21 protein-coding genes and 1 pseudogene are annotated in these 21,469 nt (G+C 67.0%); 17 read left to right on the top strand and 5 right to left on the bottom strand.

Translation table 11 applies throughout. From position 1 onward, the window contains the following. Positions 1-68: 68 nt before the first annotated feature. Both GC150_00455 and GC150_00450 read right to left on the bottom strand, forming a co-directional pair. On the bottom strand, positions 69-845 hold the full coding sequence (locus GC150_00455; protein ID MBI1383370.1) for a DUF429 domain-containing protein: 777 nt from the start codon (positions 843-845) through the stop codon (positions 69-71). Then, positions 842-1,912, bottom strand: a complete 1,071-nt coding sequence (locus GC150_00450; protein ID MBI1383369.1) for a pyridoxal kinase — start codon at positions 1,910-1,912, stop codon at positions 842-844. Before GC150_00450 ends, GC150_00455 begins: the two co-directional genes overlap by 4 nt. Here GC150_00450 and GC150_00445 point away from each other — a divergent pair. Then, the gene (locus tag GC150_00445; GenBank protein ID MBI1383368.1) at positions 1,911-2,825 is read left to right on the top strand and encodes a CoA ester lyase; all 915 of its coding nucleotides are present in this window, start codon (positions 1,911-1,913) and stop codon (positions 2,823-2,825) included. The genes GC150_00450 and GC150_00445 overlap by 2 nt on opposite strands. Next, on the top strand, positions 2,804-3,007 hold the full coding sequence (locus GC150_00440; protein MBI1383367.1) for a DUF1737 domain-containing protein: 204 nt from the start codon (positions 2,804-2,806) through the stop codon (positions 3,005-3,007). The genes GC150_00445 and GC150_00440 overlap by 22 nt, the downstream gene beginning before the upstream one ends. 97 nt (positions 3,008-3,104) lie before the next feature. Here the strand turns inward: GC150_00440 and GC150_00435 are convergent, their stop codons facing one another. Beyond that, positions 3,105-3,521, bottom strand: coding sequence for a TIGR02300 family protein (locus GC150_00435; GenBank protein ID MBI1383366.1), 417 nt, complete (start codon positions 3,519-3,521; stop codon positions 3,105-3,107). Positions 3,522-3,664: 143 nt separating this feature from the next. Here GC150_00435 and aroA point away from each other — a divergent pair, with 143 nt between their 5' ends. The 8 genes and pseudogenes from aroA (at position 3,665) to trpB (ending at position 12,039) form a co-directional block, all read left to right on the top strand. Beyond that, the gene (gene aroA, locus GC150_00430; protein ID MBI1383365.1) at positions 3,665-4,999 is read left to right on the top strand and encodes a 3-phosphoshikimate 1-carboxyvinyltransferase; all 1,335 of its coding nucleotides are present in this window, start codon (positions 3,665-3,667) and stop codon (positions 4,997-4,999) included. Positions 5,000-5,055: 56 nt separating this feature from the next. Further along, entirely contained in the window at positions 5,056-5,682 is a 627-nt protein-coding gene (locus GC150_00425; protein ID MBI1383364.1) for a (d)CMP kinase, read from the top strand. Between the two features lie 238 nt (positions 5,683-5,920). Next, the gene (locus tag GC150_00420) at positions 5,921-7,651 is read left to right on the top strand and encodes a 30S ribosomal protein S1 (GenBank protein ID MBI1383363.1); all 1,731 of its coding nucleotides are present in this window, start codon (positions 5,921-5,923) and stop codon (positions 7,649-7,651) included. A gap of 57 nt (positions 7,652-7,708) precedes the next feature. Beyond that, a complete protein-coding gene (gene sppA / locus GC150_00415) occupies positions 7,709-8,686 on the top strand; it encodes a signal peptide peptidase SppA (protein MBI1383362.1) in 978 nt (325 codons plus the stop codon). Between the two features lie 117 nt (positions 8,687-8,803). Next, positions 8,804-9,082, top strand: a pseudogene (gene ihfB / locus GC150_00410) (integration host factor subunit beta). Between the two features lie 571 nt (positions 9,083-9,653). Then, a complete protein-coding gene (locus tag GC150_00405; protein ID MBI1383361.1) occupies positions 9,654-10,001 on the top strand; it encodes a hypothetical protein in 348 nt (115 codons plus the stop codon). An 86-nt stretch (positions 10,002-10,087) separates the two neighbouring features. Then, positions 10,088-10,798 carry a phosphoribosylanthranilate isomerase gene (locus GC150_00400; GenBank protein ID MBI1383360.1) on the top strand — a complete coding sequence of 237 codons (711 nt, stop codon included), beginning with the start codon at positions 10,088-10,090 and terminating at the stop codon, positions 10,796-10,798. Between the two features lie 11 nt (positions 10,799-10,809). Next, positions 10,810-12,039: a tryptophan synthase subunit beta gene (gene trpB / locus GC150_00395; GenBank protein ID MBI1383359.1), complete on the top strand. Its 1,230-nt coding sequence runs from the start codon at positions 10,810-10,812 to the stop codon at positions 12,037-12,039. Positions 12,040-12,076: 37 nt separating this feature from the next. Here the strand turns inward: trpB and GC150_00390 are convergent, their stop codons facing one another. Continuing rightward, entirely contained in the window at positions 12,077-12,262 is a 186-nt protein-coding gene (locus tag GC150_00390; GenBank protein MBI1383358.1) for a hypothetical protein, read from the bottom strand. 186 nt (positions 12,263-12,448) lie between these two features. On the opposite strand from GC150_00390, the gene GC150_00385 reads away from it, so the two are divergent. After that, positions 12,449-12,904 carry a hypothetical protein gene (locus GC150_00385; GenBank protein MBI1383357.1) on the top strand — a complete coding sequence of 152 codons (456 nt, stop codon included), beginning with the start codon at positions 12,449-12,451 and terminating at the stop codon, positions 12,902-12,904. A gap of 242 nt (positions 12,905-13,146) precedes the next feature. Here the strand turns inward: GC150_00385 and GC150_00380 are convergent, their stop codons facing one another. Further along, entirely contained in the window at positions 13,147-13,359 is a 213-nt protein-coding gene (locus GC150_00380; GenBank protein ID MBI1383356.1) for a hypothetical protein, read from the bottom strand. A 283-nt stretch (positions 13,360-13,642) separates the two neighbouring features. Between GC150_00380 and GC150_00375 the strand changes: the two genes are divergently transcribed. The 6 genes from GC150_00375 (at position 13,643) to speE (ending at position 21,399) form a co-directional block, all read left to right on the top strand. Beyond that, positions 13,643-14,494, top strand: coding sequence for a tryptophan synthase subunit alpha (locus GC150_00375; protein ID MBI1383355.1), 852 nt, complete (start codon positions 13,643-13,645; stop codon positions 14,492-14,494). Positions 14,495-14,722: 228 nt separating this feature from the next. Then, positions 14,723-15,856: an acetyl-CoA carboxylase carboxyltransferase subunit beta gene (locus GC150_00370; GenBank protein MBI1383354.1), complete on the top strand. Its 1,134-nt coding sequence runs from the start codon at positions 14,723-14,725 to the stop codon at positions 15,854-15,856. 145 nt (positions 15,857-16,001) lie between these two features. Then, positions 16,002-17,321 carry a bifunctional folylpolyglutamate synthase/dihydrofolate synthase gene (locus GC150_00365; GenBank protein ID MBI1383353.1) on the top strand — a complete coding sequence of 440 codons (1,320 nt, stop codon included), beginning with the start codon at positions 16,002-16,004 and terminating at the stop codon, positions 17,319-17,321. 160 nt (positions 17,322-17,481) lie between these two features. Continuing rightward, positions 17,482-19,743, top strand: a complete 2,262-nt coding sequence (locus tag GC150_00360; GenBank protein MBI1383352.1) for an AsmA family protein — start codon at positions 17,482-17,484, stop codon at positions 19,741-19,743. A gap of 310 nt (positions 19,744-20,053) precedes the next feature. Continuing rightward, positions 20,054-20,605: an adenosylmethionine decarboxylase gene (gene speD, locus GC150_00355; protein MBI1383351.1), complete on the top strand. Its 552-nt coding sequence runs from the start codon at positions 20,054-20,056 to the stop codon at positions 20,603-20,605. Beyond that, a complete protein-coding gene (gene speE, locus GC150_00350; GenBank protein MBI1383350.1) occupies positions 20,539-21,399 on the top strand; it encodes a polyamine aminopropyltransferase in 861 nt (286 codons plus the stop codon). Before speD ends, speE begins: the two co-directional genes overlap by 67 nt. Positions 21,400-21,469 lie beyond the last annotated feature (70 nt).

The following is a 21,469-nucleotide window of genomic DNA, read 5'->3' as shown; positions in this document are numbered from 1 at the left end:
ACGCAATAGTAGATTTGTGCAGCGCAACAAAAATTGCGCCTACGTCGCGCTCGCGGATTTTCAGGCCCTCAAGCCCAGATTTCCATCCTGAGGCCGCGGCGGTCGCGCATGGGCTCGTCGGGAAAACGGCGGGCGTTGCCCGCGATGCGGCGGCGCGCCGTCCAGGCACAGGCGGCGGCATCCAGCAGGTCGTCGGCACCGGCGAGGCGGGCCGGCCAGGAGAAACCAACCAGCGCGGCAACCGGAAAGCCGGCCTCGGACAACAGGTTGCGCCGCAAATCCAAGCCCTCCGGGGCGGGGCGCGACTTCACCTTCTTGGGCAACGCGAGGGGCCGCCAGCCGTTCATCGCGCAGAAGGCGACCTCGGGGTGGCACTCGACGACGCGCTCCTGCAGGGCGGGGGTCAAGAGGCGGTCGGCCTCGCGGATCTTGGGAAAAATATTGTAGCACTGCTTGGAGACCTTGCGCGGTGGATCGGACGTCGCGAACGCGGTGGCGCAGGCCTCGACATAGCTCGCAGCCATGACGGCCGCCCGTGACGGCACAGCAAAGAGCGCGGACTGGCGCTCGCCGAGGAGCCGACGCGCGGCGGTGTCGCAGCCGCGCCCGCCTCTCGTCACGTGGTCGGCGAGCCCGATCGGGATGTCGATGGCGAGGTGGTCGGTGGGTCGGAGGCGAGCCAGAAGATCGCCGAGACGCGGGGTGATGAAGACCTCGAGATCTGACGACCCGTCGTTGCTGCCGGACGCATCGGCGGTGGCGCTCGCTGGCCAGCGCACGACCAGCCAGCCACCCGGACAACCGTCGGCGCCGTAAGCGTCCGCAGCGGTCGGTGGGGCCGTCATGTGCCGGTGCCGGGCGGCGTCGAGGCGCGGCTGTCGTCGAGCGTCTCGAGCGGCACAACGGGCCAGGGTTTGCGCTCGATCCAGGCTCCGCCCTCGGCCGCGAGGGCCAGTTCGTCGCGGCCGGCAGCCGCCTCGACGACCGCCTCGAGCGCCGCGACGGAATGGGCGAGCATGCCGCGGGCACCGACCGAGGGGGCGCGCAGCCGGTGGCCAAGTACCAGGGCGGCGATGAGGTCGCCGGTGCCGTGGGGCACGTGGGGGCGTCTCGTCTGCACGGCCGCCCAGGCGGTGCCATCGCCGACGAGGACCGTGGAGATGTGCCGCGCGCTCGGCAAGGGAACGGACGTCACCAGCGTCGCCGGACGCGACAGGCGATCGACCTGCGCCATGACGTCCGCCTTGGTCGAGGGCATGCCGAGACCGCTCAGCCAGCCGAGCTCGAAGATGTTCGGCGTGATGATGTCGGCACGCGGCACAAGTTCATCGCGGATGGCGCCCGCCACCTCCTCGTCGACATAGAGGCCCTTGGGGTGATCGCCGATGATCGGGTCGACCATGACCAAGGGCGCGCGCCCGGCCGCGCGGATGCGGTCGATGGCGGCGGCGGCAGTGGCCACGTGTCGCGGGCTCGGCATGTAGCCACAGAGAATCGCCGAGACCTCACCGAACCAGCCGTTGGCGGCAAGTGCGTCGACCATGGCGCGAACGGTTTCCGGCGGGATCGGCGAGCCGGCCATGTGCGAGTAGCCGGGGTGGTTCGAGAGCACGATTGTCGGCAGGCACCAGGTTTCGAGCCCGAGACGGCGTAGCGCGAACACCGCTGCGCTGTTGCCCACGTGGCCGCGCACGACCGTTGAAGAGATGGCAAGGATGGCGGGCATCGCGGACGGGCTCATGGCACACTGGCGGGCGCCTCGGCGTTGGCCTATCGAACAGTGGCCGCAGCGGCGACGGAGCGCTAGAATCGGCCACATCCACCGTGCCCGCAAGGGGCCTCGTGCGCGTTCGGCGGCGGGCTTGGGTCGGCCCCGGGATGCCGACGAAACGCAGGCGAGGACACTAGGCATGCACGACGATGGCTTCAGACCGCGGCGCAGCGTTCTCTACATGCCCGGCGCCAATGCCCGGGCGCTCGAAAAGGCGCGCACACTCGATGCCGATGGCCTGATCCTCGATCTCGAGGATGCGGTGGCTCCGGACGCCAAGTCCATGGCGCGAGAACAGGTGGTCGCAGCGGTGGCGGCGGGCGGCTATGGCCACCGCGAGGTGATCGTGCGGATCAACGGCCTCGACACCGCGTGGGGCAACGATGACCTCGAGGCCGCGGCGCGTGTTCGGCCCGACGCGATCCTGGTTCCCAAGGTCAGCGAGCCGGAACAGATCCGTACGGTCGGCAGGCGGCTCGGTGAGCTGGACCCAGGTGGCCGCGTCGCGATCTGGGCGATGATGGAAACGCCAATCGGCATTCTCGATCTCGGGGCCATCGCGGCGGCGAAAAAGGACGAGCCGCGCTTTCGCGCATTCGTCATGGGCACCAACGATCTGGCCAAGGAGACAGGCGCCTCGCTCGACCAGGGGCGGGCGGCGATGACGGCCTGGCTGAGCTTTGCCGTTCTCGCCGCGTCGGCCCACGGGCTGACGATCATCGACGGCGTCTACAACGATTTCCGTGACAACGAGGGGTTCGTCGCCGAGTGCGCGCAAGGGCGATTGCTCGGCATGCACGGCAAGACGCTCATCCATCCCGGCCAGATCGCGGAGGCGAACCGCGCTTTCGCCCCGAGCGCCGAGGAAGTGGTCCGGGCGCGGCGGATCGTGGCGGCATTCGAGGCCCCGGAGAACGCCGGCAAAGGTGTCGTCACTCTCGACGGGCGTATGGTCGAGTTGCTACATGCCCGCGTCGCGGCGCGCACGCTCGCCGTCGCCGATGCGATCGCCAAACGGGATGGAGGCGAAGGGTGCGTCTCTACAGATACCTGACGGGTCCGGACGACAAGAGCTTCTGCCACCGCGTCAGCGAAGCTCTGAACAACGGTTGGATGCTCTACGGCAATCCGACGCTGACGTTCGATGCCAAGACCGGGCGCGTGATCTGCGGCCAGGCGATCGTCAAGGATCGGGACGGCGACTACTCGCCCGACCTCGAGCTATCCAAGCAATAGACCGGCCCGCCAATTGGCGCCCGCGGCGCGGTCGATTGCCGAGGCGACGCGGGATCGGATGCAAACCCCCCGATGTGGGCGGGCGCGGGAGCGGCCCTCAGACCTCGTCCTCTTCCGGCTCCACGCCGCCGCCGAGGATACCGGTCACATCGTCGCCTTCGACCTCGTCCTCCTCGAGGAACGCATCGTCCTCGTCGTCGTCGGCTTCGACTTCGGCGACGTCGACGCTGATGTCGGCCAGATCCTCGTCGGCGATGTCCTCACCGACAACCGGGGCCACTGGCCGCTTGGGCGCTGGAGCCGCACGCTTGCGTGCCTCCTCCTCGAGGACCGGATCCGGCCGCGCGTCGTCGGCCTCCATCTGGTACTCCGCGCCGCAGAGCGGGCAGATGATCTCGCTGCGATTGAGATCGTAGAACCGGCCATTGCAGGACCGGCAAACGCGTTTGGTGCCGCGATCGGCCTTCTTGGTCATCGGAAACCCGGTTGATGTTTTGAAACGGTTGCGGCCCATTGCCACGCCCAAGGCACGCTGTCAAAAGCATTCCCGACAAAGGGTGGACGACGCGCGGCGAGCCTGGGGGCAAGCCCGATGCGCGCCACGGCCCGTTGCCGCGACCGGGCGTCGCGGTCGCGAACTCACGGGGAGTGTAATGCATGGCAGTTCCAATGCGGTCGCAGCGAGGGCGCGCGCTCGCTGGAAAGGTCCGAGTACCCGGTGACAAATCCATCTCGCACCGGGCGGTGATCTTCGGGGCGCTGGCCAGCGGTGTGACCGAGGTGCGCGGCCTGCTGCTCGGCGAGGACGTGTTGTCGACGGCGGGGGCAGTGGAAGCGCTCGGCGCGCGGATCGAGCGCGGGGCCGACGTCTGGCGCATCACGGGGCGCGGCACCGGTGGCCTTTCGGAGGCGGCAGGGGCGCTGGATTTCGGGAATACGGGAACCGGCGTCCGGCTGATGATGGGCGTTCTCGCGGGCCATCCGTTCCCCAGCCGGTTGGTCGGTGATGCCTCGCTGTCGCGACGGCCGATGGGGCGGGTTCTGGAGCCGTTGACGCTGATGGGGGCGAGCGTCGACGATGGGCGCAACCAGCTGCCGCTGACACTGCGCGGTTCGGACGATCTGGTCGCGATCCGCTATCGGCTGCCGGTTCCTTCGGCGCAGGTGAAATCCGCCATCCTCCTCGCAGGGCTGCATGCCAACGGGCGCACGACGGTGATCGAGGCGGAGGCGACACGCGACCATACCGAACGCATGCTCGGCTATTTCGGCGGCGAGATCGAGGTGGTCGAGGCGGCGGATGGGCGGCACATCACGGTATCCGGCGGGGCCGAACTCGCGGGGCGGTCCGTTCAGGTGCCGGGCGATCCGAGTTCGGCAGCCTTCGCGACCGCCGCGGCGGTTCTGGTGGCGGGCTCCGAGATCGTCGTCGAGGGCGTGCTCGCCGGCCCGACGCGGACCGGATTTTACAAGACGCTCAAAGAGATGGGGGCCGACGTGGAGCTCGCCAATCCGCGCATGGAAGGTGGCGAACAGGTGGCCGACATCGTCGCGCGTTCGGGTCCGCTCAAGGGGGTCACGGTGCCGGCCGAGCGGGCGCCCTCGATGATCGACGAGTATCCGATGCTGGCCTGCGTGGCGGCCGCAGCGGACGGCGTGACGCGGATGGACGGGCTCGCGGAGCTGCGGGTCAAGGAGAGCGACCGGCTGGCCGCGACGGCGGAGGGCCTGCGTCGTCAGGGCGTCGGGGTGGCGATCGAAGGGGATTGCCTCATCGTCGAAGGGCGCGGGCACAAGGGTGTCGCAGGTGGGGGGCTCGTCGAAACGGAGATGGATCATCGCATCGCGATGGCGTTCCTGACGCTCGGGCTTGCGAGCGATGCGCCGGTGCGGGTCGACGACGTCTCGATGATCGCGACGAGCTTTCCGCAGTTCTTCTCCCTCATGGGATCACTCGGCGCGACGTTCGTCGAAGACGGCCCGGCCGCGTGAGGCGGCGGCCGTCGGGGGCTGCTCCGGGGCCCGTAAAGGTAGTGGTGGGCGGGCTGATGGTGATTGCGATCGACGGGCCGGCGGCATCGGGCAAGGGCACGCTCGCGCGTCTGCTCGCGGCCCACTACGGGCTGCATCATCTCGACACCGGTGCTCTCTATCGCGCCGTCGCGCGCGACATCATTCAGGCGGGTGGCGATCTTACCGACGAGGCGACGGCGGTTCGCGCGGCGCATAATCTCGATGCCTCGACGCTCGCCGACCCGTTCCTGCGGACACGCGGGATCGGCGAGGCCGCTTCGATCGTGGCCGGCCGCGCCGGCGTGCGGGCGGCGCTCATCGAATACCAGCGAGCGTTCGCCCGCCGCCCGCCGGGCGCCGTGCTCGATGGCCGCGACATCGGGACGGTCGTGTGCCCGCATGCGGATCACAAGATTTTCGTCGTGGCGGATGTGCGCGTGCGGGCGGAGCGCCGTTACCGTGAACTGCGGTCGCAGGGCTTCGATGTCGAGCTGGGGCAGGTGCTCGAGCAGATCAGCGAACGCGATCGGCGCGACCGGGAACGCGTGTCGGCGCCTTTACTAATGGCCGAAGACGCTTACTTGCTCGACACCTCACATTTGGATATAGATGCCGCGCTGAGAGCCGCAATCGACTTGATCGAGAGAGGCGGGCAAAGCTGAGGATCGAGAGGGGACGCTCGTGGAGCGCGCCCCTTTAGTTGCTGACGTACCCCATGGGATCGCCGGCACTCCTTCGCCGAGGCTCGACAGGTATCGCGTTCGTTCGAGCCGAGCGGCATAACGTCAACCAACACCGGTCGGCGCGCAATGGCATCCCCGTGTACGAGGGGCGCTGCCAACCCGCAGCCATTGCCGATCGGTCAAACCCGTGACCCCGGTCACGAAACTCGGAGTTTGAATGAGCGCAGGCCACGCCGCTGGGATGAACAGGGACCTCAACCCGACACGGGAGGATTTCGCGGCACTCCTCGAGCAAAGCTTCAATGAGACGTCGCCACTCGAAGGGTGCGTCGTCAAAGGCAATGTCGTCGCCATCGAAAAGGATCTCGCCGTCATCGACGTCGGGCTCAAGACGGAAGGGCGGGTGCCTCTCAAGGAGTTCTCGGTCCCGGGCGCCGAGGTCAAGGTCAAAGTCGGCGATGTCGTCGAGGTCTACCTCGAGCGCGTGGAGAACGCGCTGGGCGAGGCGGTGCTGAGCCGCGAAAAGGCGCGGCGCGAGGAGAGCTGGACGCGGCTCGAGAAGAAATTCGAAGCCGGTGAGAAGGTCGAGGGCGTGATCTTCAACAAGGTCAAGGGCGGCTTCACGGTCGACCTCGATGGCGCGGTGGCCTTCCTGCCGGGCAGCCAGGTGGATGTGCGCCCGGTGCGCGACATGGCACCGCTGATGAACACGCCGCAGCCGTTCCAGGTCCTCAAGATGGATCGCCGGCGCGGCAACATCGTCGTCTCGCGCCGCTCGGTGCTGGAGGAGACGAGGGCCGAACAGCGCTCGGAGATCGTCGCCCGCCTGCAAGAGGGTCAGATCATCGAGGGCGTCGTCAAGAACATCACCGATTATGGTGCGTTCATCGATCTCGGCGGTATCGACGGTCTGTTGCACGTCACGGACATGGCGTGGCGCCGCGTCAACCAGCCGAGCGAGATCGTCAACGTCGGCGACACGGTCAAAGTGCGGATCATCCGCATCAACCCCGACAGCCAACGCATCAGCCTCGGCATGAAGCAACTGCAAGCCGATCCCTGGGTGGCGATCGAGGTCAAGTATCCGATCGGCGCCCGCTTCAAGGGCACGGTCACGAACATCGCCGACTACGGCGCGTTCGTCGAGCTGGAACATGGCGTGGAAGGCCTCATCCACGTCTCGGAAATGAGCTGGGTGAAGAAGAACATCCACCCCGGCAAGATCGTCTCGACCAGCCAGGAGGTCGAGGTGCAGGTACTCGAGGTGGATCCCGTCAAGCGGCGCATCTCGCTCGGGCTCAAGCAGACCCAGGACAACCCCTGGGAGAGCTTTGCGACCCGCTATGCGCCCGGCACCCCCGTCGAGGGTCAGGTGCGCAACATCACCGAGTTCGGCCTTTTCATCGGGCTGGATGGCGGGGTGGATGGCATGGTGCACCTTTCCGATCTCGACTGGAACCGGTCGGGCGAAGAGGCGATCCAGGACTACAAGAAGGGCGACACCGTGCGGGCCGTCGTGCTCGAGGTGGACCCCGAGAAGGAGCGCATCAGCCTCGGCATCAAGCAGATCGGCAACGATCCGTTCGAGTCCATCGGCAACATCCGCAAGGGCAGCCGCGTCACCTGTGAAGTTCTCGACGTCAAGGACAACGGTCTCGAGGTGAGGCTGGCAGACACCGACATCACCACCTTCGTGCGGCGCGGCGATCTCTCGCGCGACCGGGCCGAGCAGCGGCCCGAGCGCTTCGCGGTCGGCGACAAGGTGGATGCGGCCGTTACCCAGATCGACGCCCGGGCCCGGCGCATCAGCGTTTCGATCAAGGCGATGGAAATCGCCGAGGAAAAGGAGGCCGTGGCGCAGTTCGGCTCGCAGGATGCGGGCGCCTCGCTCGGCGACATCCTCGGAGCGGCGTTGCGAAAGCGCGGCGACGGCGACGGACGCTCGTAAGTCCGTACCACCTCCGCGGGACGCCGGCGGCGTCCCGCGGAGCCTCTTTCGGGAGCGATGTTCATGAGCGTGGACGTGACCCGAGCGCTCGAGCGGCGGCGCATGCGTGGGCGGCTGACCCTCTGGCGGGTGCTCGCCGTGGTATTCGGGATCGTCGCGCTCGCGGTCGCGGGCCTTTCGGCAAGCGGCGGCCAGTCCGCCCTGTTCGGCGGCAAGCATATCGCCCGGGTCGAGATCACCGGTCTCATCCAAAGCAATCGCGCCCAGCTCGAGTTGCTCGAGACCCTCAAGAACGACAGCGACGTCGCGGCCATCGTGCTCGCGGTCAACAGCCCGGGTGGCACGACGGCCGGTGGTGAGGCGCTGTTCCTGAAAATCCGCGAAGTGGCGGAGAAGAAACCGGTGGTGGCCGTCTTCGACACCATCGCGACATCGGCCGCCTACATCGTCGGGCTCGCTTCGGACCGGATCGTGGCGCGGGGCAACACCATCACGGGGTCGGTCGGCGTCATATTCCAGTGGGCCGAAGTGGGTGTCCTGCTCGACAAGATCGGCGTGCGGATGAACGAGATCAAAAGCGGACCGCTCAAGGCCGAGCCCTCGATGTTCTCACCACTCAGCGAGGAGGCGAGACGGCTCACCGAGGAAATGGTTTCGGAATCACAGGCTTGGTTCAATGGCCTCGTTTCGGAACGGCGGAGCGTCGATATCGCCGGCGTGCCGGGGCTCACGGACGGGCGCATCTATTCCGGCCGCCAGGCCCTTGCGCACCGGCTCGTCGACGAGCTCGGAGGCGAGAGCGAGGCAATCCGCTGGCTGGTCGCCGAGAAGGGTATCGAGGACGATCTCGAGGTTCGGGACCGTAAACCGAAGTCCTTGGAGGACTTGAGCTTTCTATCGCGTGCGACGGCTGCGGCGCTGGAATTGGCCGGTCTCGAGGGGGCCGCAAGGGCTCTCAGGGGCGATATCGCAGCCCGCATCGAGGCTTTCCAGCTCGAGGGATTGGTGTCTATCTGGCACGCAAATCGGAATTAGTGTTGCAAAACAAGGGCATCACGCCAAAAACCCATTGCAAACCAAGGCAAATCATACGACTACGATTCGTGTGGGCAACGTCTTTCACCCCGTCGAGATGGGGCATGGAGTGGGAAAATGATCAAGTCTGAACTGATCCAGCGCATCGCGGATGCCAATACGCACCTTTACCAGCGCGACGTCGAAACCATCGTCAACGTAATCTTCGACGAGATCACCGAGGCCCTCGCGCGCGGCGACCGGGTCGAGCTTCGCGGCTTCGGCGCCTTCACCGTCAAGCACCGCGCGGCGCGCGTCGGGCGCAATCCGCGGACGGGCGAGTCGGTGCCGGTGGACGAAAAGTTCGTGCCGTTCTTCAAGACCGGCAAGGAGCTGCGCGAGCGCCTCAACCGGGACGTCGCCAAGGGCAAGAAGACCGCCAAGGCGAAGGCCGCTCCCAAGGCTGCCGCCAAGGCCGCGCCGAAGGCCGCTCCCAAGGCAGCGCCGAAAGCCGCAGCCAAGGCCGCTCCCAAGGCGGTCGCCAAGAAGCCTGCCGCAGCCGCAACCGGCCGGGCAGCCGCCAAGAAGCCGTCGAAGGCTCCTGCAAAGGCCGCTGCCGCCTCGGTGACGAGCGCGGTGCGCCGGTCCAAGCCTTCGGAGAGCTGAGCCCCCCTCAGGGTCCAGCCGAGTGAACGAGGCCGTCATCCGGTGGGCACCGGGTGGCGGCCTCTGCTTTCATGGGTCAACCGCGCCAGTGGGCGGATGGGCTCTTGCCGCAGTTGTCCGAGCGCCGTCCCTCGCCGGTGCCGCCGCCGGGACGTCGCCAGCAACCTCGATGACCGTTGGCCGGCGCCAGGGGCTTGCGTCGCGTCGCATGCGGCGCCAGAACCAAGACCATATCCGTGGCAGCGCGGCCCGGGGCGGAACGCTTCGGGTGCGACCTGCAGCTGCCGCAACGTCGATGTCCAACTGAAGGAAGGCTCGGGCCATGCTGCGTGTGCTCTTCTGGCTCTTAATCGTCATTCCAATCGGTGCGCTGGTGGTGGTGCTGGCCGTCGCCAACCGCCACGAGGTCGAGCTGATCCTCGACCCGTTCCGCCCCTCCGCGCCGGCGCTGTCCATTCCCGCGCCGCTCTATGCCTTCATCTTCGCCGGTCTGTTCCTCGGGTTGGTGCTCGGCGGTGTCGCCAGCTGGATCAGTCAGGGCAAATGGCGCTCCATGGCGCGCGAGCGCACGCGCGAGGCCTACCGCTGGAAGACGGAGGCGGACCGCTTGCTGCGCGAGAAGGAGGTCGGCTCGCGACTGGGCCTGCCGGAACCGGGGCGTACGGCCTGAATTGACGCGTCCAGCAGGCAACCGGGGCCAGGGCCGAGAGAGATGATCGGCGCGGGCGCGAGGCCCTGCCACAGCCGTTCGAGGGCATCTTGGTCGAGATCAAGATCTGCGGATTGAATGACGAGGCGAGCATCGCCACCGCCACAGCGGCCGGGGCGGACCGGATCGGGCTGCTGTTCTATCCGCGTAGCCCGCGCAACGTCTCGCTCGAGAGGGCGGGCGAGCTTGCGCGCCAGGCGCGGCGGATCGCAGGCGGGCGGGTGCGGATCGTCGCCGTCTCGGTCGATGCGGATGACGAATTGATCGAGGCGATCGTGACAAGCGTGGCGCCCGACGACCTGCAATTGCATGGCAGCGAGAGTGTCGCTCGCGTCGCCGAACTCAAGGCGCGGACAGGCTGCGGCATCATCAAGGCGGCGGGGATCGCATCGGGCGCCGACCTCGAAAGAGCGGCGGTCTATTCCGGCGTCGCCGACCTCATGCTGTACGATGCCAAGCCGGCGCCGGAGATCGGCGCGGACCTGCCCGGCGGCAACGGCCTGTCGTTCGACTGGCGGGTTCTGGCCGGTCTTGCGGCTGGCGAGCGCTATCTGCTGTCGGGCGGACTCCATGCCGACAATGTCGCCACCGCGCTCGCCCTCACCGGGGCGCCGGGTGTCGACGTTTCCTCTGGCGTCGAGAGCGCGCCCGGGCGAAAAGACCCCGAGCGCATCCGCGCCTTCATTTCCGCCGTACGGGCCTTCGAGGCGAGCGGCCGGACCACCGTCGCCGCCAGCGCCAACACGCCGCGCACCTAAAGGAGCCAGCCATGGCCAATCCGCTCTCCCAGCAGCAGCCCAACAGTTTCCGCACGGGGCCGGACGAGCGCGGCCATTTCGGCATCTACGGCGGGCGTTTCGTCGCCGAGACCCTGATGCCGCTGATCCTCGAGCTCGAGGAGGCCTACGAGGCGGCCAAGGGCGACGAGGTCTTCCAACGCGAACTCGCCGACCTCATGACCCACTACGGCGGGCGGCCGAGCCCGCTCTATTTCGCAGAGGGCCTGACCGAGGAACTGGGCGGGGCGAAAGTCTACTTCAAGCGCGACGAGCTCAATCACACGGGCAGCCACAAGATCAACAACTGCCTCGGCCAGATCCAGCTCGCCCGGCGGATGGGAAAGAAGCGGATCATCGCGGAAACCGGGGCCGGCCAGCATGGCGTCGCCGTCGCGACGGTGGCGGCGCGTTTCAAGCTGCCCTGCGTCGTCTACATGGGCGCGCACGACATCGAGCGCCAGAAACCGAACGTTTTCCGCATTAAGCTGCTCGGCGCCGAGGTCAAGCCGGTGACGGCCGGCACGGGCACGCTCAAGGATGCCATGAACGAGGCGCTGCGCGACTGGGTCGCCAACGTCGAGAGCACCTTCTACATCATCGGCACGGCGGCGGGACCGCACCCCTATCCGGCGATGGTGCGCGATTTCCAGTCGGTGATCGGCAAGGAGACGCGCGAGCAGATGCTGGAGCGCGAGGGGCGCTTGCCGGACGCACTCGTTGCCTGCATCGGCGGCGGCTCGAACGCGATCGGCCTTTTCCATCCCTTCCTGGACGACGCCTCGGTTGCGATCTACGGCGTCGAGGCGGCGGGCAAGGGGATCGAGACCGGCGAGCACTGCGCCTCGCTCAACGGTGGCGAGCCGGGCGTGCTGCATGGCAACCGCACCTATCTGCTGCAGGATGCCGACGGGCAGATCAAGGATGGCTATTCGATCTCGGCCGGGCTCGACTATCCGGGGATCGGGCCCGAGCATTCCTGGCTGAAGGACACGGGGCGCGTTTCCTACGTCTCGATCACCGACAAGGAGGCACTCGATGCCTTCGAACTCTGCTGCCGCACGGAGGGGATCATCCCGGCGCTGGAGCCTTCCCACGCGCTCGCCTACGTGAAAAAGCTCGCCCCGACACTCAGCCCCGACAAGCTGCTCGTCATGAACCTCTGCGGGCGCGGCGACAAGGACATCTTCGCCGTCGCCGAGCACCTCGGGCGGGCGATGTAGGCGGGGGGCGAAGCAATTGTGCTCCGCCCCCGCCATGTCACGCGTGTTGGATCAGGATCCAGAAGACCGCCCTGTTATTATGGGGCGGCATCCTATTGCCCTTCGCAATGGGGGCAGTCGTGCTGGGAGAGTCATCAGAGCGCCACACGCCACTCTCTGGGCAGACCTCTCCCGTCCTCCGGCGCGTGCCGAGGGGCAGCCGAGCAGAAAGCAAGTAGTTCATTGTTGGTTCTCCATCAAGGAGTTGAGATGATGGAGAAGGTCTCGACCCCCGAATCAAAACTTGATATGATTCGTTTTGTAAGAGCTGAGGCGGGCCTTCTCCGCTTGGGCCAATTGAGGGGCTGCACGCGGCAACGTGCAGCCCTTCTTCGTTAGCCCAATGGTAAGGTTACACCGCGTATCCTCGGTGCGCAAGCTCCGCGAAATCTGCGGAGCCGTAAAATTTGCGTTTGTTATGCAGTCCAAGAGAGAACAGAGACTTCTGCGGCTGATCCACAACACGGAGTTGCGGCTGCAGCGCGCCATCGACGAGGCTTCAAAGATCAGAGCTGAGCTAGTCGAATTGCGTGAACGCCTCGCAGTGGCGCAATCTGAGGCGGCACAGATTCCCCTTCCCTTCGAAAACAAAGTCAGGGGAATGTCGGAGAAGTGGGCTTCGGTTCTAAATTTTATCGTCCTCCGATCGCCCCAACCAGTATCCGTGGATGATATTCTTGCTTTTGCGCATGAAAACGGGCTGGAAGTATCGCGATCTTCTGTGAGGGCCCAGCTACACCACTATGTTCAACGCGGCTTTATTGAGCGAATTGGTGATGGAGCCTACCTCATTACTCACGAGGGGCGAAGATATTGTGACTATTGATGATTCGGGCCGCCCCTCGCTTCGTAGGTGGCGCGGCGACAAGGACATCTTCGCCGTCGCCGAGCACCTCGGGCGGGCGATGTAGGTGGGGTCGGGGGCATGTAGGAGCCGAGGCGGGGTTCCGGCTCCGGTTTCCTTGTTTCGCCTCGGATCGCCCTACGCCATCAATTGAAGCGGCACTGGGCGAGCTTCAGTTCGCGGCGCTGCATCTCGGCGCGGGCGATCGACCAGTTGACGGACCGTCACCAGGACGCGTGGCCTTCGTGCCAGTTGTGCCAGCGGATGCCGTGGTAACCGCAGCCGAGCCGCTCGTTTCGCTGGTTCTGCTGCACGGCGCTGTCGGCGTAGGCGGCACAGGCATAGAACGCCTCGGCCGAACCCGCAAGGCTCGCCGAGCCCATGGCGGTGGCGATGGCGACGCCGGCGACGAATGTCAGTCGATTGCGGATGGTCATCGGTCTCATTTCCCTTTCAATTCCATCGTGTTGTCGGTCTTCGGCTGAAACGGCGAGAGGCCGGCCGGCGACCTTGGTCCGGGAATCGCACGCGGTTGGTGAGGGCGTGGTTTCGCGCCGCCCCGGAAGAGCACGCCAGCCCGCATTCGGATCAGCCGGCGGTCTGCTTGCAAGCTCGCGGGGTTCGCGCTAGGCCTCGGCGATGGGCGGGAGGTGCGGTTGCGCGGTCCCGTGCGGGGCTGCCGTCTGGCGGATGGGCACTCATACCGGGGTCGATGACGATATGGCGGACGGGTCGGACGGCGCAGGCGGCGGCGAAACACGCATCGATCGCCGGTTCAGGGAGCTGAAGGCCAAGGGGCGGCCGGCTCTCGTCACGTTCGTCACCGCCGGTGATCCCGATCTCGCGACGTCAGAGGCCATCCTTGCGGGGCTCGCTGGTGCCGGAGCCGACGTCATCGAACTCGGCATGCCGTTCTCCGATCCGATGGCGGACGGGCCGGCGATCCAGGCCTCATCCCTTCGGGCGCTCAAGGGCGGCCAGACGCTCGTCAAGACGCTCGACATGGTGGGGCGGTTCCGCGCGCGCGATTCCGAAACGCCCATCGTGCTCATGGGCTATTACAACCCGATCTACCGGATGGGCGTCGACGTCTTCCTCGAGCGGGCGGTGGCGGCTGGCGTCGACGGTCTCATCGTCGTCGACCTGCCGCCGGAGACGGATGAGGAACTCTGCCTGCCAGCGCTCGCCCGGGGGCTCAACTTCATCCGGCTCGCGACGCCGACGACGGATGCCAAGCGGCTGCCGAAGGTGCTGAACAATACTTCGGGTTTCGTCTATTACGTCTCGATCATGGGCATCACCGGCACGGCCGCGCCGGACCCGGCCAAGGTCGGAGCGCAGGTCGCGCGCATCAAGGCGGCAACGCCGTTGCCCGTCGCGGTCGGCTTCGGCGTCAAGACGCCCGAGCAGGCGGCTGCCATCGGGGCGGTCGCGGACGGCGTGGTGGTCGGTTCGGCGCTGGTCAACATCATCGCCGACAACCTCGATGAAGCGGGCCGCGTGCGAGCCGGAACCGTCGAGAAGGTGCTCGCTCTGGTCGGGGCGCTCGCCAGACCGCTGCGCTCGGCTTGAGGGGGGCGGTGGCAGCGCGGCCGCCGGGGCCTGTGGACGAGCGGGGTTTTCCTGCGCCGGGCTTGCGGTTGCCCGCGCCAGAGCCTACGTTTCGCCGCAAACGGAGGGTTGCAGCGCGCCTCGCCCCAGGCAGTGCGCGCGTCCTATGATAGGGGATCGTCCCTTTCCGGCGGCGGCGCCGGGTGCGCCGGCACAACGTCGGCGCTATTGGCACAAGGCTCGTGTGACGTGAACTGGATCAACAACGTCGTTCGCCCGAAAATCCAGGGGATCTGGCGCAAGCGCGACATCCCCGAGGACCGCTGGGTCAAGTGCCCCGAAACCGGGCAGATGGTCTTCTACAAGGACCTCGAGGACAACCAGTTCGTCATCCCCGGCTCCAACTACCACATGCACATGACGGCGGGGACGCGCCTCGCGTCGCTGTTCGATGGTGGCACTTACGACGTCATCGAGGTGCCGGACGTACCCGTCGATCCCCTCAAGTTCCGCGACGAGCGGCGCTACACGGACCGCATCAAGGCAGCGCGCGAGGCAACCAGCCTCAAGGACGCGGTGCTCGTCGGAAAGGGTACGCTCGATGCGCTGCCCGTGGTCGCGGCGGTGCAGGACTTCAAATTCATGGGCGGATCGCTGGGCATGGCGGCGGGCGAGGCCGTCGTTGCCGGCATGCTCAAGGCCGTCGAACTGAAGTCGCCGTTCATCATGTTCGCCGCCTCGGGCGGAGCGCGCATGCAGGAGGGCGTGCTCTCGCTCATGCAGATGCCGCGAACCACGGTCGCCGTGCAGGCGCTGCGGCGCGCCAAGCTGCCCTATGTGGTCGTGCTGACCCATCCAACGACGGGCGGGGTGACGGCTTCCTACGCGATGCTGGGCGATGTCCATATTGCCGAGCCGGGTGCGCTGATCGGCTTTGCCGGACCGCGCGTCATCGAGCAGACCATCCGCGAGCAATTGCCCGAGGGTTTCCAGCGCGCCGAGTTCCTGCTCGAGCACGGCATGATCGACATGGTCGTTCACCGCCATGAACTGCGCGAAACGCTCAGTCGGGTCTGCCGGCTGCTGATGCGTGCGCCGGCGCACGTCGCCGCGGCCGAGACGGCGCAGAAGGGCGAGGTGCTGACGGCGGGCGATACCGGACAGGCAGGCGACGACCGCAATCTGCCGGTGCATGTCAACGGCAGCGGCCATCATGGCGCGGGCACCATAAACGGTAAGGCTCCGAACGGGCACATCGAAGCCCTCGAGGAGATCGAGATCGTGGTCTCGGACGAGGCGGTCGCCGACGTGCGACCATCGGCGTCCGTCGGGCGTGGCGAAGGGGCAGGTGGCAAGCCCGTGCCGGGGGCCACGAAGAACTGAGCTGCCCCTCCCGTTCCATTGTCGACCGGCGACGGTTCTGCGCCGGTGATCAATTCACGTCGATGACCTGGTTCCAACCGTTCTGCCGCATCCGGCCGGGCCGCGATGGCGGGGGCCGGAAGCACCGGTCGGAGTTGAGCGCCACATGCCATCCTCGAGCATGATCCTCGATCGAATCGTCGCGCGCGGCAGACCGGGCATCGATCTCTCGCTCGAGCGCATCGAAGCGGTGCTCGAGCGGCTCGGCAGTCCACACCGCGAACTCGCGCCGATCATCCATGTGGCCGGCACGAACGGAAAAGGCTCCGTCATCGCGCTGATGCGCGCCATGTTCGAGGCCGGCGGCGCGCGCGTGCACGTCTACACATCACCGACGCTCACGACACTACACGATCAGATCGTGCTCGCCGGCATGGTGATCTCGGAGGCGCACCTTTCAGCGTGCCTCGCGCGCGTCGAGGCTGCGGCGGACGGGGTTCCACTCACCCGCTTCGAGGCCGAGACGGCCGCGGCCTTCGTGGCATTCGCCGAAATCCCGGCCGACGTCGTACTGCTCGAGACCGGGCTCGGTGGGCGGCTCGATGCCACGAACGTGGTGATGCCGAGGCTGACGGTGATCACTCCGATCTCGCTCGATCATGCCGAATTGCTCGGCGATACGGTCGAAGCGATCGCGGCCGAGAAGGCGGGCATCATCAAGCGCGGTGCGACCTGCATCGTCGGCCCGCAGAGCGATGCGGCGCGGGCGGTGCTCGCGCGGGCCTGCCGGCGAGCGGGCTCCAGGATGCTGTCGGCAGGCGAGGACTTTCGCGCCTATTTCGAGCACGGCCGGCTCGTCTTTCAGTCCGAAACGCAGCTCGTCGATCTGCCGGCGCCGCAATTGCTCGGGCGCCACCAGGTCGAGAATGCCGGGACGGCGATCGCGGCGGTGCTCGAGTTCGGCCTCACAGGCGTGACGCGGGAGGCGATCGCCGCCGGGCTGCGCAATGTGCGCTGGCCAGGCCGGCTCCAGAGATTGGACGGGCTCGTCAACGGGCTGCTGCCGGAAGGCTATGAAGTCTGGGTGGATGGCAGTCACAACGCGGCGGCGGCGGCGGCCGTGGCCTCGACGATGGGTGATCTCGAGGAGCGTTCGCCCAAGCCGCTGCACATCTGCATCGCCATGCTCGCGAGCAAGGATCCCGAGAGCTTCCTCGAGCCATTCGCTGGCATTGCTTCGCTGGTCGTCGCCTTGCCGGTGCCGCCGGAGCGCCTCGCGCATGCGACGGCGCCTGGCCTGCCGCCCGAACGGATCGCGGCGGCGGCGACGGGCATCGGGCTCGATGCGCGTGTCGCACGCGATCTCTGCCACGCGCTCGCCTCGAGCGTCGCGGCCGGCGATGGCGAGGTGCGGCTGCTCATATGCGGCTCACTCCATCTCGTCGGTCATGTCCTCGCGATCGATGGGGACGATGGGTCGCTCTGAAGTGGTCCGCTGGCCGCGTGACACGCTCGTGACATCAACACCCGCCAGATTGTCACGTGTAAACCACGGCGTGGCCAGCTAAACACGGGATCGACATGGGTCACGTTGCGCCGTGGGGGCGCAGCTTGGCCTCGATCGCGAGCAATGGGGACGAACCGCCATGCGCTTGATCCTTTACACGCTGCTCGGCTTGGCCTGTGTCGCCGTGGCGGCGATCACTTTCCTCGTCGTTGCCGCGCCGACGGGCCTCATCCGCGAGCAGGCGATCGCCATGGTACGCCAGCAGACCGGGCGCGAGCTGTCGATCGGTGGCCCGGTGTCGCTGTCGCTCTATCCGAACCTCGCCGTCACGCTCGATGACGTGGCGCTCGCCAACCCGCCGCAGATGGGTGGTGAACCGTTCGTGGAAATGGAGCAGCTGCGATTGCAGGTGCCCGTGATGCCGCTCCTCCAGCGCGAGGTCCGTGTCGAGCGGTTCGTGCTGGTCAAACCCCGGTTCGCGCTCAGGGCGACGTCCGACGGGCGCAACAACTGGACGTTCGCACGGGGCTCCGATGCGGATCGGTCGGTCCGGTTCGCCGCTCTCGATCGGCAAGCGGGGCTCGGGGCGGGCCTGCGGACCGCACAGGGGGCCGTCGCCTCCGACGTGCCGCCCGAAGCCTTCGAGCGCCTCGCGCAGGCGCAGCGGGCGGCCGGAACGGCGAACGATGCGGGCGGGGCCGGGAATTCGGGTGGAGCGCTCGGCGGCCAGTTGCGCGGCCTCAGCCTCGGTGACGTGCAGATCGTCGGCGGTTCGCTGGTCTATTCCAACGAAGCCGATGGTTCGACCCAGCGGCTCGACGACATCGACGTCGCCCTCAGTCTGGCGCGTATCGATGGTCCGCTCGGGGCGGAGGGCAAAGCGCGCTGGCGCGGCGAGAACGTGCCGTTCGAGCTGGAGATCGCATCGCTCGCCGATCTCATCGAGGGGCAGGCAACGAAGCTTCGCGCGGAGATGCGCGCGCGGCCGGTGGCGGCGCTCTATGAGGGGCAAATCAGGCAGGCGGCACGGCTGACCCTCGACGGTCAGCTCGCGTTGCAGGCGGTTTCCCTCGGGGAACTCGGGCGATGGGTCGACGTGGCGCTCGCGGACGCGCCCGGGTTCGGCGCCGGGCGGATCAGCGGCAGACTGCAAGTGAACGGTGACCGCGTGACACTGCGCAGTGCCACGTTCGAGGCCGGTCCCAATCGGGGCGAGGGCACGATCGTCGCCAATCTCGTCGGCAAGGTGCCGGCGATCGAGACCGAGTTGCGGTTCGCATTGCTGGACCTCGACAGTTTTCGCGGTGGGTCGGCCGGTACGTCGACAGCGCAACCGGCGAGCGGGGCGTCGGATGGCGGGGCCGGCGGCGGAGCGTCCGGCAGCGGCGACGGTATCGGCGATCTCCTGCGCCAGCTCGGAACGGGAAGCGGCGCCAAGCAATTCGTTGCCGGAGGCGTCTCCCAGAGCGCAAAACCGAGCGCCGTCGGGGCGAACGGCTGGAGCCGAGAGGCGATCGATCTCGGCACCATGAGACTGGTCGCCGTCAGGGCCCGGGTTCGGGCCGACGAACTCAGGGTCGCCAACCTCGTGGTCGGGCCGGCACAATTGTCGGCGCAGCTCAAAGGGGGACAGCTCGAGACGGTGATCGAGGACGTCGCCCTCTACGGCGGGCGGGGCAAGGGCACGGTCGGCGTCGATGCGCGGCGCAATGTGCCTCAGTTCGCTGCCAAGCTCGAGTTGACCGGCGTCCAGATGCTGGGGCTGCTGCGCGACCTGGCGGAATTCCAGCGGGTCGATGCGCGCGGACGCGTCGTTCTCGATCTCGCGGCCAAGGGCGCCAGTGAGCATGCGATGGTCGCCTCGCTCACCGGGCCTATCCGCATCGAACTCTCCGATGGGGCGATCGTCGGCGTCAATGTCGCCAAGGCGCTGCGGAACCTGCAGCAGGGCAGGATCGGCGACATCGCGCAGGGCGACGACGAGCGTACCGATTTCACCGCGCTCGATGCCACGTTCGTCGCCGCCGCCGGCGTGTTGACCAACGACGACCTCAACCTGGTGGGGCCGCTGGTGCGCGTCGATGGGGCTGGCACGATTTCCCTGCCGAAGCGCACGCTCGACTATCTCGTGCGTCCGCGGCTGGTCGCGAGCCTCCAGGGGCAGGGTGGCGGCGCCGCAAAGGGGATTGAAATCCCGGTGCGGGTCCAGGGACCGTGGGACCGTCCGAACTACGTTCCGGACCTCTCGGGCCTGCTCGCCGACCCGGAAGGGGCCGTTCGCGCCGTCGAAGGGCTGACCGGCAACCTCGCCAATCGTGACGAGGTGCGCAGGGGCATCGAGGAATTGCGCAAGGGCGGCGATGCCGGCCGTCTGCTGCGCGGGCTGCTCGGTTCGCAGTAGGCGAGAAAGTCCGGCGAGTACGCCCGCAGGCGAAAAATGCGCTGCTGGATCAAGCCGATGCCCTTGAATTGCCGGGCTGCCGGCACCATCTGCGTCCGGCCGGCGTCAAGCGACTGCTGCGTTGGCAAGGCAAGTCGGAGAGATCGGGAAAGGATCAACGACTTATCGAGAATCGGCGCGGAAGGGTGCTGCCGGTCGGGATTTCATGCAAGCGACATAGATTCTTCTTGCGTATGTCACCGACACAGAGTAATCCGCCGCTCCTTAGCACCCAGGGTCTGGGTCATCTGCTGGTTGGGGAGGACGCCATATGGCAAACCATGTCGCCCTCTTCCAATTGGGGATGGACTTGGCATCCAGTTCAAGCACCGCCCAAACGGAAGAACACGATCACCGCGCCGCACCTCACGAGGAGCAGCGTAAGGACTTTTTCATCGAACGGAACGGCGTGCGTTTCGCAGGAACGCATCTGCTGATCGATCTGTACGAGGCGGAAAAGCTCGACGACGTCGACCTCATGGAGCGGGCGCTGCGCGAATGCGTGACGGCCGCAGGGGCGACGTTGCTCCACATCAACCTCCATCACTTCGAGCCGAACGGTGGCGTCTCGGGCGTCGCCGTGTTGTCGGAGTCGCACATCTCGGTCCACAGCTGGCCGGAGGTGGGTTATGCGGCGTTCGACGTTTTCATGTGCGGTGCAGCGCGCCCACACGAGGCCGTCGGCGTTCTCCAACGCCATTTCCAACCCGGTCGGGTGGTGGTGAAGGAGCACATGCGTGGTGAGGAGGGAAATCTGTGGAACGATGGATCGAGGAAGACCTGCACGACGGTTGGGGCTCCCGCTATCGCGTTGATCGCCTGATCCACGAGAGCCACACCGAGCACCAGCATCTCGTCATCTTCGAGAACGCCAAGTTCGGCCGTGTGATGATGCTCGATTCGATCGCGCAGCTGACCACGGCGGATGAATTCGTCTACCATGAGATGATGGCGCACGTGCCGATCGTCGCCCACGGGCGAGTTCGGCGCGTGCTCATCGTCGGCGGTGGCGATGGCGGCGTGATGCGCGAGGTGTTGCGGCATCCGGGTGTCGAACGTGTCGTGCTCTGCGAGATCGACCGTGGCGTGATCGACATGTCGCTCGAATTCTTTCCCGGCGTCGCCGGGGGAGCCTTCGACGATCCGCGCGCCGAGGTGGTGATCGCGGACGGTGTCCGGTTCGTTGCCGAAACGAACGAACGGTTCGATGCGATCCTGGTCGATTCGACCGATCCCGTCGGACCAGGAGCGGTGCTGTTCACGCGCGAGTTCTACCAGAGCTGCAAACGTTGCCTGACGCCCGGAGGCGTACTCGTGACGCAGAACGGCGTTGCGTTCATGCAGGGCAAGACGCTCAAGGCTTCGGTCGGTCACTTCCGCGGCCTATTTGCCGATGGCAGCCTCTATCTCGGCGTGACGCCGACCTATGTCGGGGGAGCGATGAGCTACGGGTGGGCGACGGACGATGTGCGCCTCAGGTCGCTGAAGGTGGAGGAGGTCGAAGGCCGCTTCTCGCCGCTCGGGATCGTTACGCGGTATTATACTCCGCAGGTGCATGTGGCGGCGTTCGCGCTGCCGGCCTACGTGCACGAGACCATCGGCGACAAGCCGGTCTGACGACGGGGCGGTTCCGCCTCGGCTCCAGTGTTCCATCGACGAAAAGGCCCGGCGCGCGCAACGTGCCGGG

Source organism: Hyphomicrobiales bacterium (assembly GCA_016125495.1).
In the GTDB taxonomy this organism is placed as follows: Bacteria; Pseudomonadota; Alphaproteobacteria; order Rhizobiales; family RI-29; genus RI-29.
This window is presented reverse-complemented; position numbering and strand designations above follow the sequence as displayed.

Excerpts from the sequence above, each read along its gene's own strand:
- GC150_00420 (MBI1383363.1), top strand. The coding sequence starts at position 5,921 with ATGAGCGCAGGCCACGCCGCTGGGATGAACAGGGACCTCAACCCGACA.
- GC150_00360 (MBI1383352.1), top strand. The coding sequence starts at position 17,482 with ATGCGCTTGATCCTTTACACGCTGCTCGGCTTGGCCTGTGTCGCCGTG.
- GC150_00375 (MBI1383355.1), top strand. The coding sequence starts at position 13,643 with ATGGCGGACGGGTCGGACGGCGCAGGCGGCGGCGAAACACGCATCGAT.
- GC150_00390 (MBI1383358.1), bottom strand. The coding sequence starts at position 12,262 with ATGAACTACTTGCTTTCTGCTCGGCTGCCCCTCGGCACGCGCCGGAGG.
- aroA (MBI1383365.1), top strand. The coding sequence starts at position 3,665 with ATGGCAGTTCCAATGCGGTCGCAGCGAGGGCGCGCGCTCGCTGGAAAG.
- GC150_00445 (MBI1383368.1), top strand. The coding sequence starts at position 1,911 with ATGCACGACGATGGCTTCAGACCGCGGCGCAGCGTTCTCTACATGCCC.
- GC150_00405 (MBI1383361.1), top strand. The coding sequence starts at position 9,654 with ATGCTGCGTGTGCTCTTCTGGCTCTTAATCGTCATTCCAATCGGTGCG.
- GC150_00435 (MBI1383366.1), bottom strand. The coding sequence starts at position 3,521 with ATGGGCCGCAACCGTTTCAAAACATCAACCGGGTTTCCGATGACCAAG.
- trpB (MBI1383359.1), top strand. The coding sequence starts at position 10,810 with ATGGCCAATCCGCTCTCCCAGCAGCAGCCCAACAGTTTCCGCACGGGG.
- GC150_00450 (MBI1383369.1), bottom strand. The coding sequence starts at position 1,912 with ATGCCTAGTGTCCTCGCCTGCGTTTCGTCGGCATCCCGGGGCCGACCC.
- GC150_00365 (MBI1383353.1), top strand. The coding sequence starts at position 16,002 with ATGCCATCCTCGAGCATGATCCTCGATCGAATCGTCGCGCGCGGCAGA.
- GC150_00455 (MBI1383370.1), bottom strand. The coding sequence starts at position 845 with ATGACGGCCCCACCGACCGCTGCGGACGCTTACGGCGCCGACGGTTGT.
- GC150_00425 (MBI1383364.1), top strand. The coding sequence starts at position 5,056 with ATGGTGATTGCGATCGACGGGCCGGCGGCATCGGGCAAGGGCACGCTC.
- speD (MBI1383351.1), top strand. The coding sequence starts at position 20,054 with ATGGCAAACCATGTCGCCCTCTTCCAATTGGGGATGGACTTGGCATCC.
- GC150_00380 (MBI1383356.1), bottom strand. The coding sequence starts at position 13,359 with ATGACCATCCGCAATCGACTGACATTCGTCGCCGGCGTCGCCATCGCC.
- sppA (MBI1383362.1), top strand. The coding sequence starts at position 7,709 with ATGTTCATGAGCGTGGACGTGACCCGAGCGCTCGAGCGGCGGCGCATG.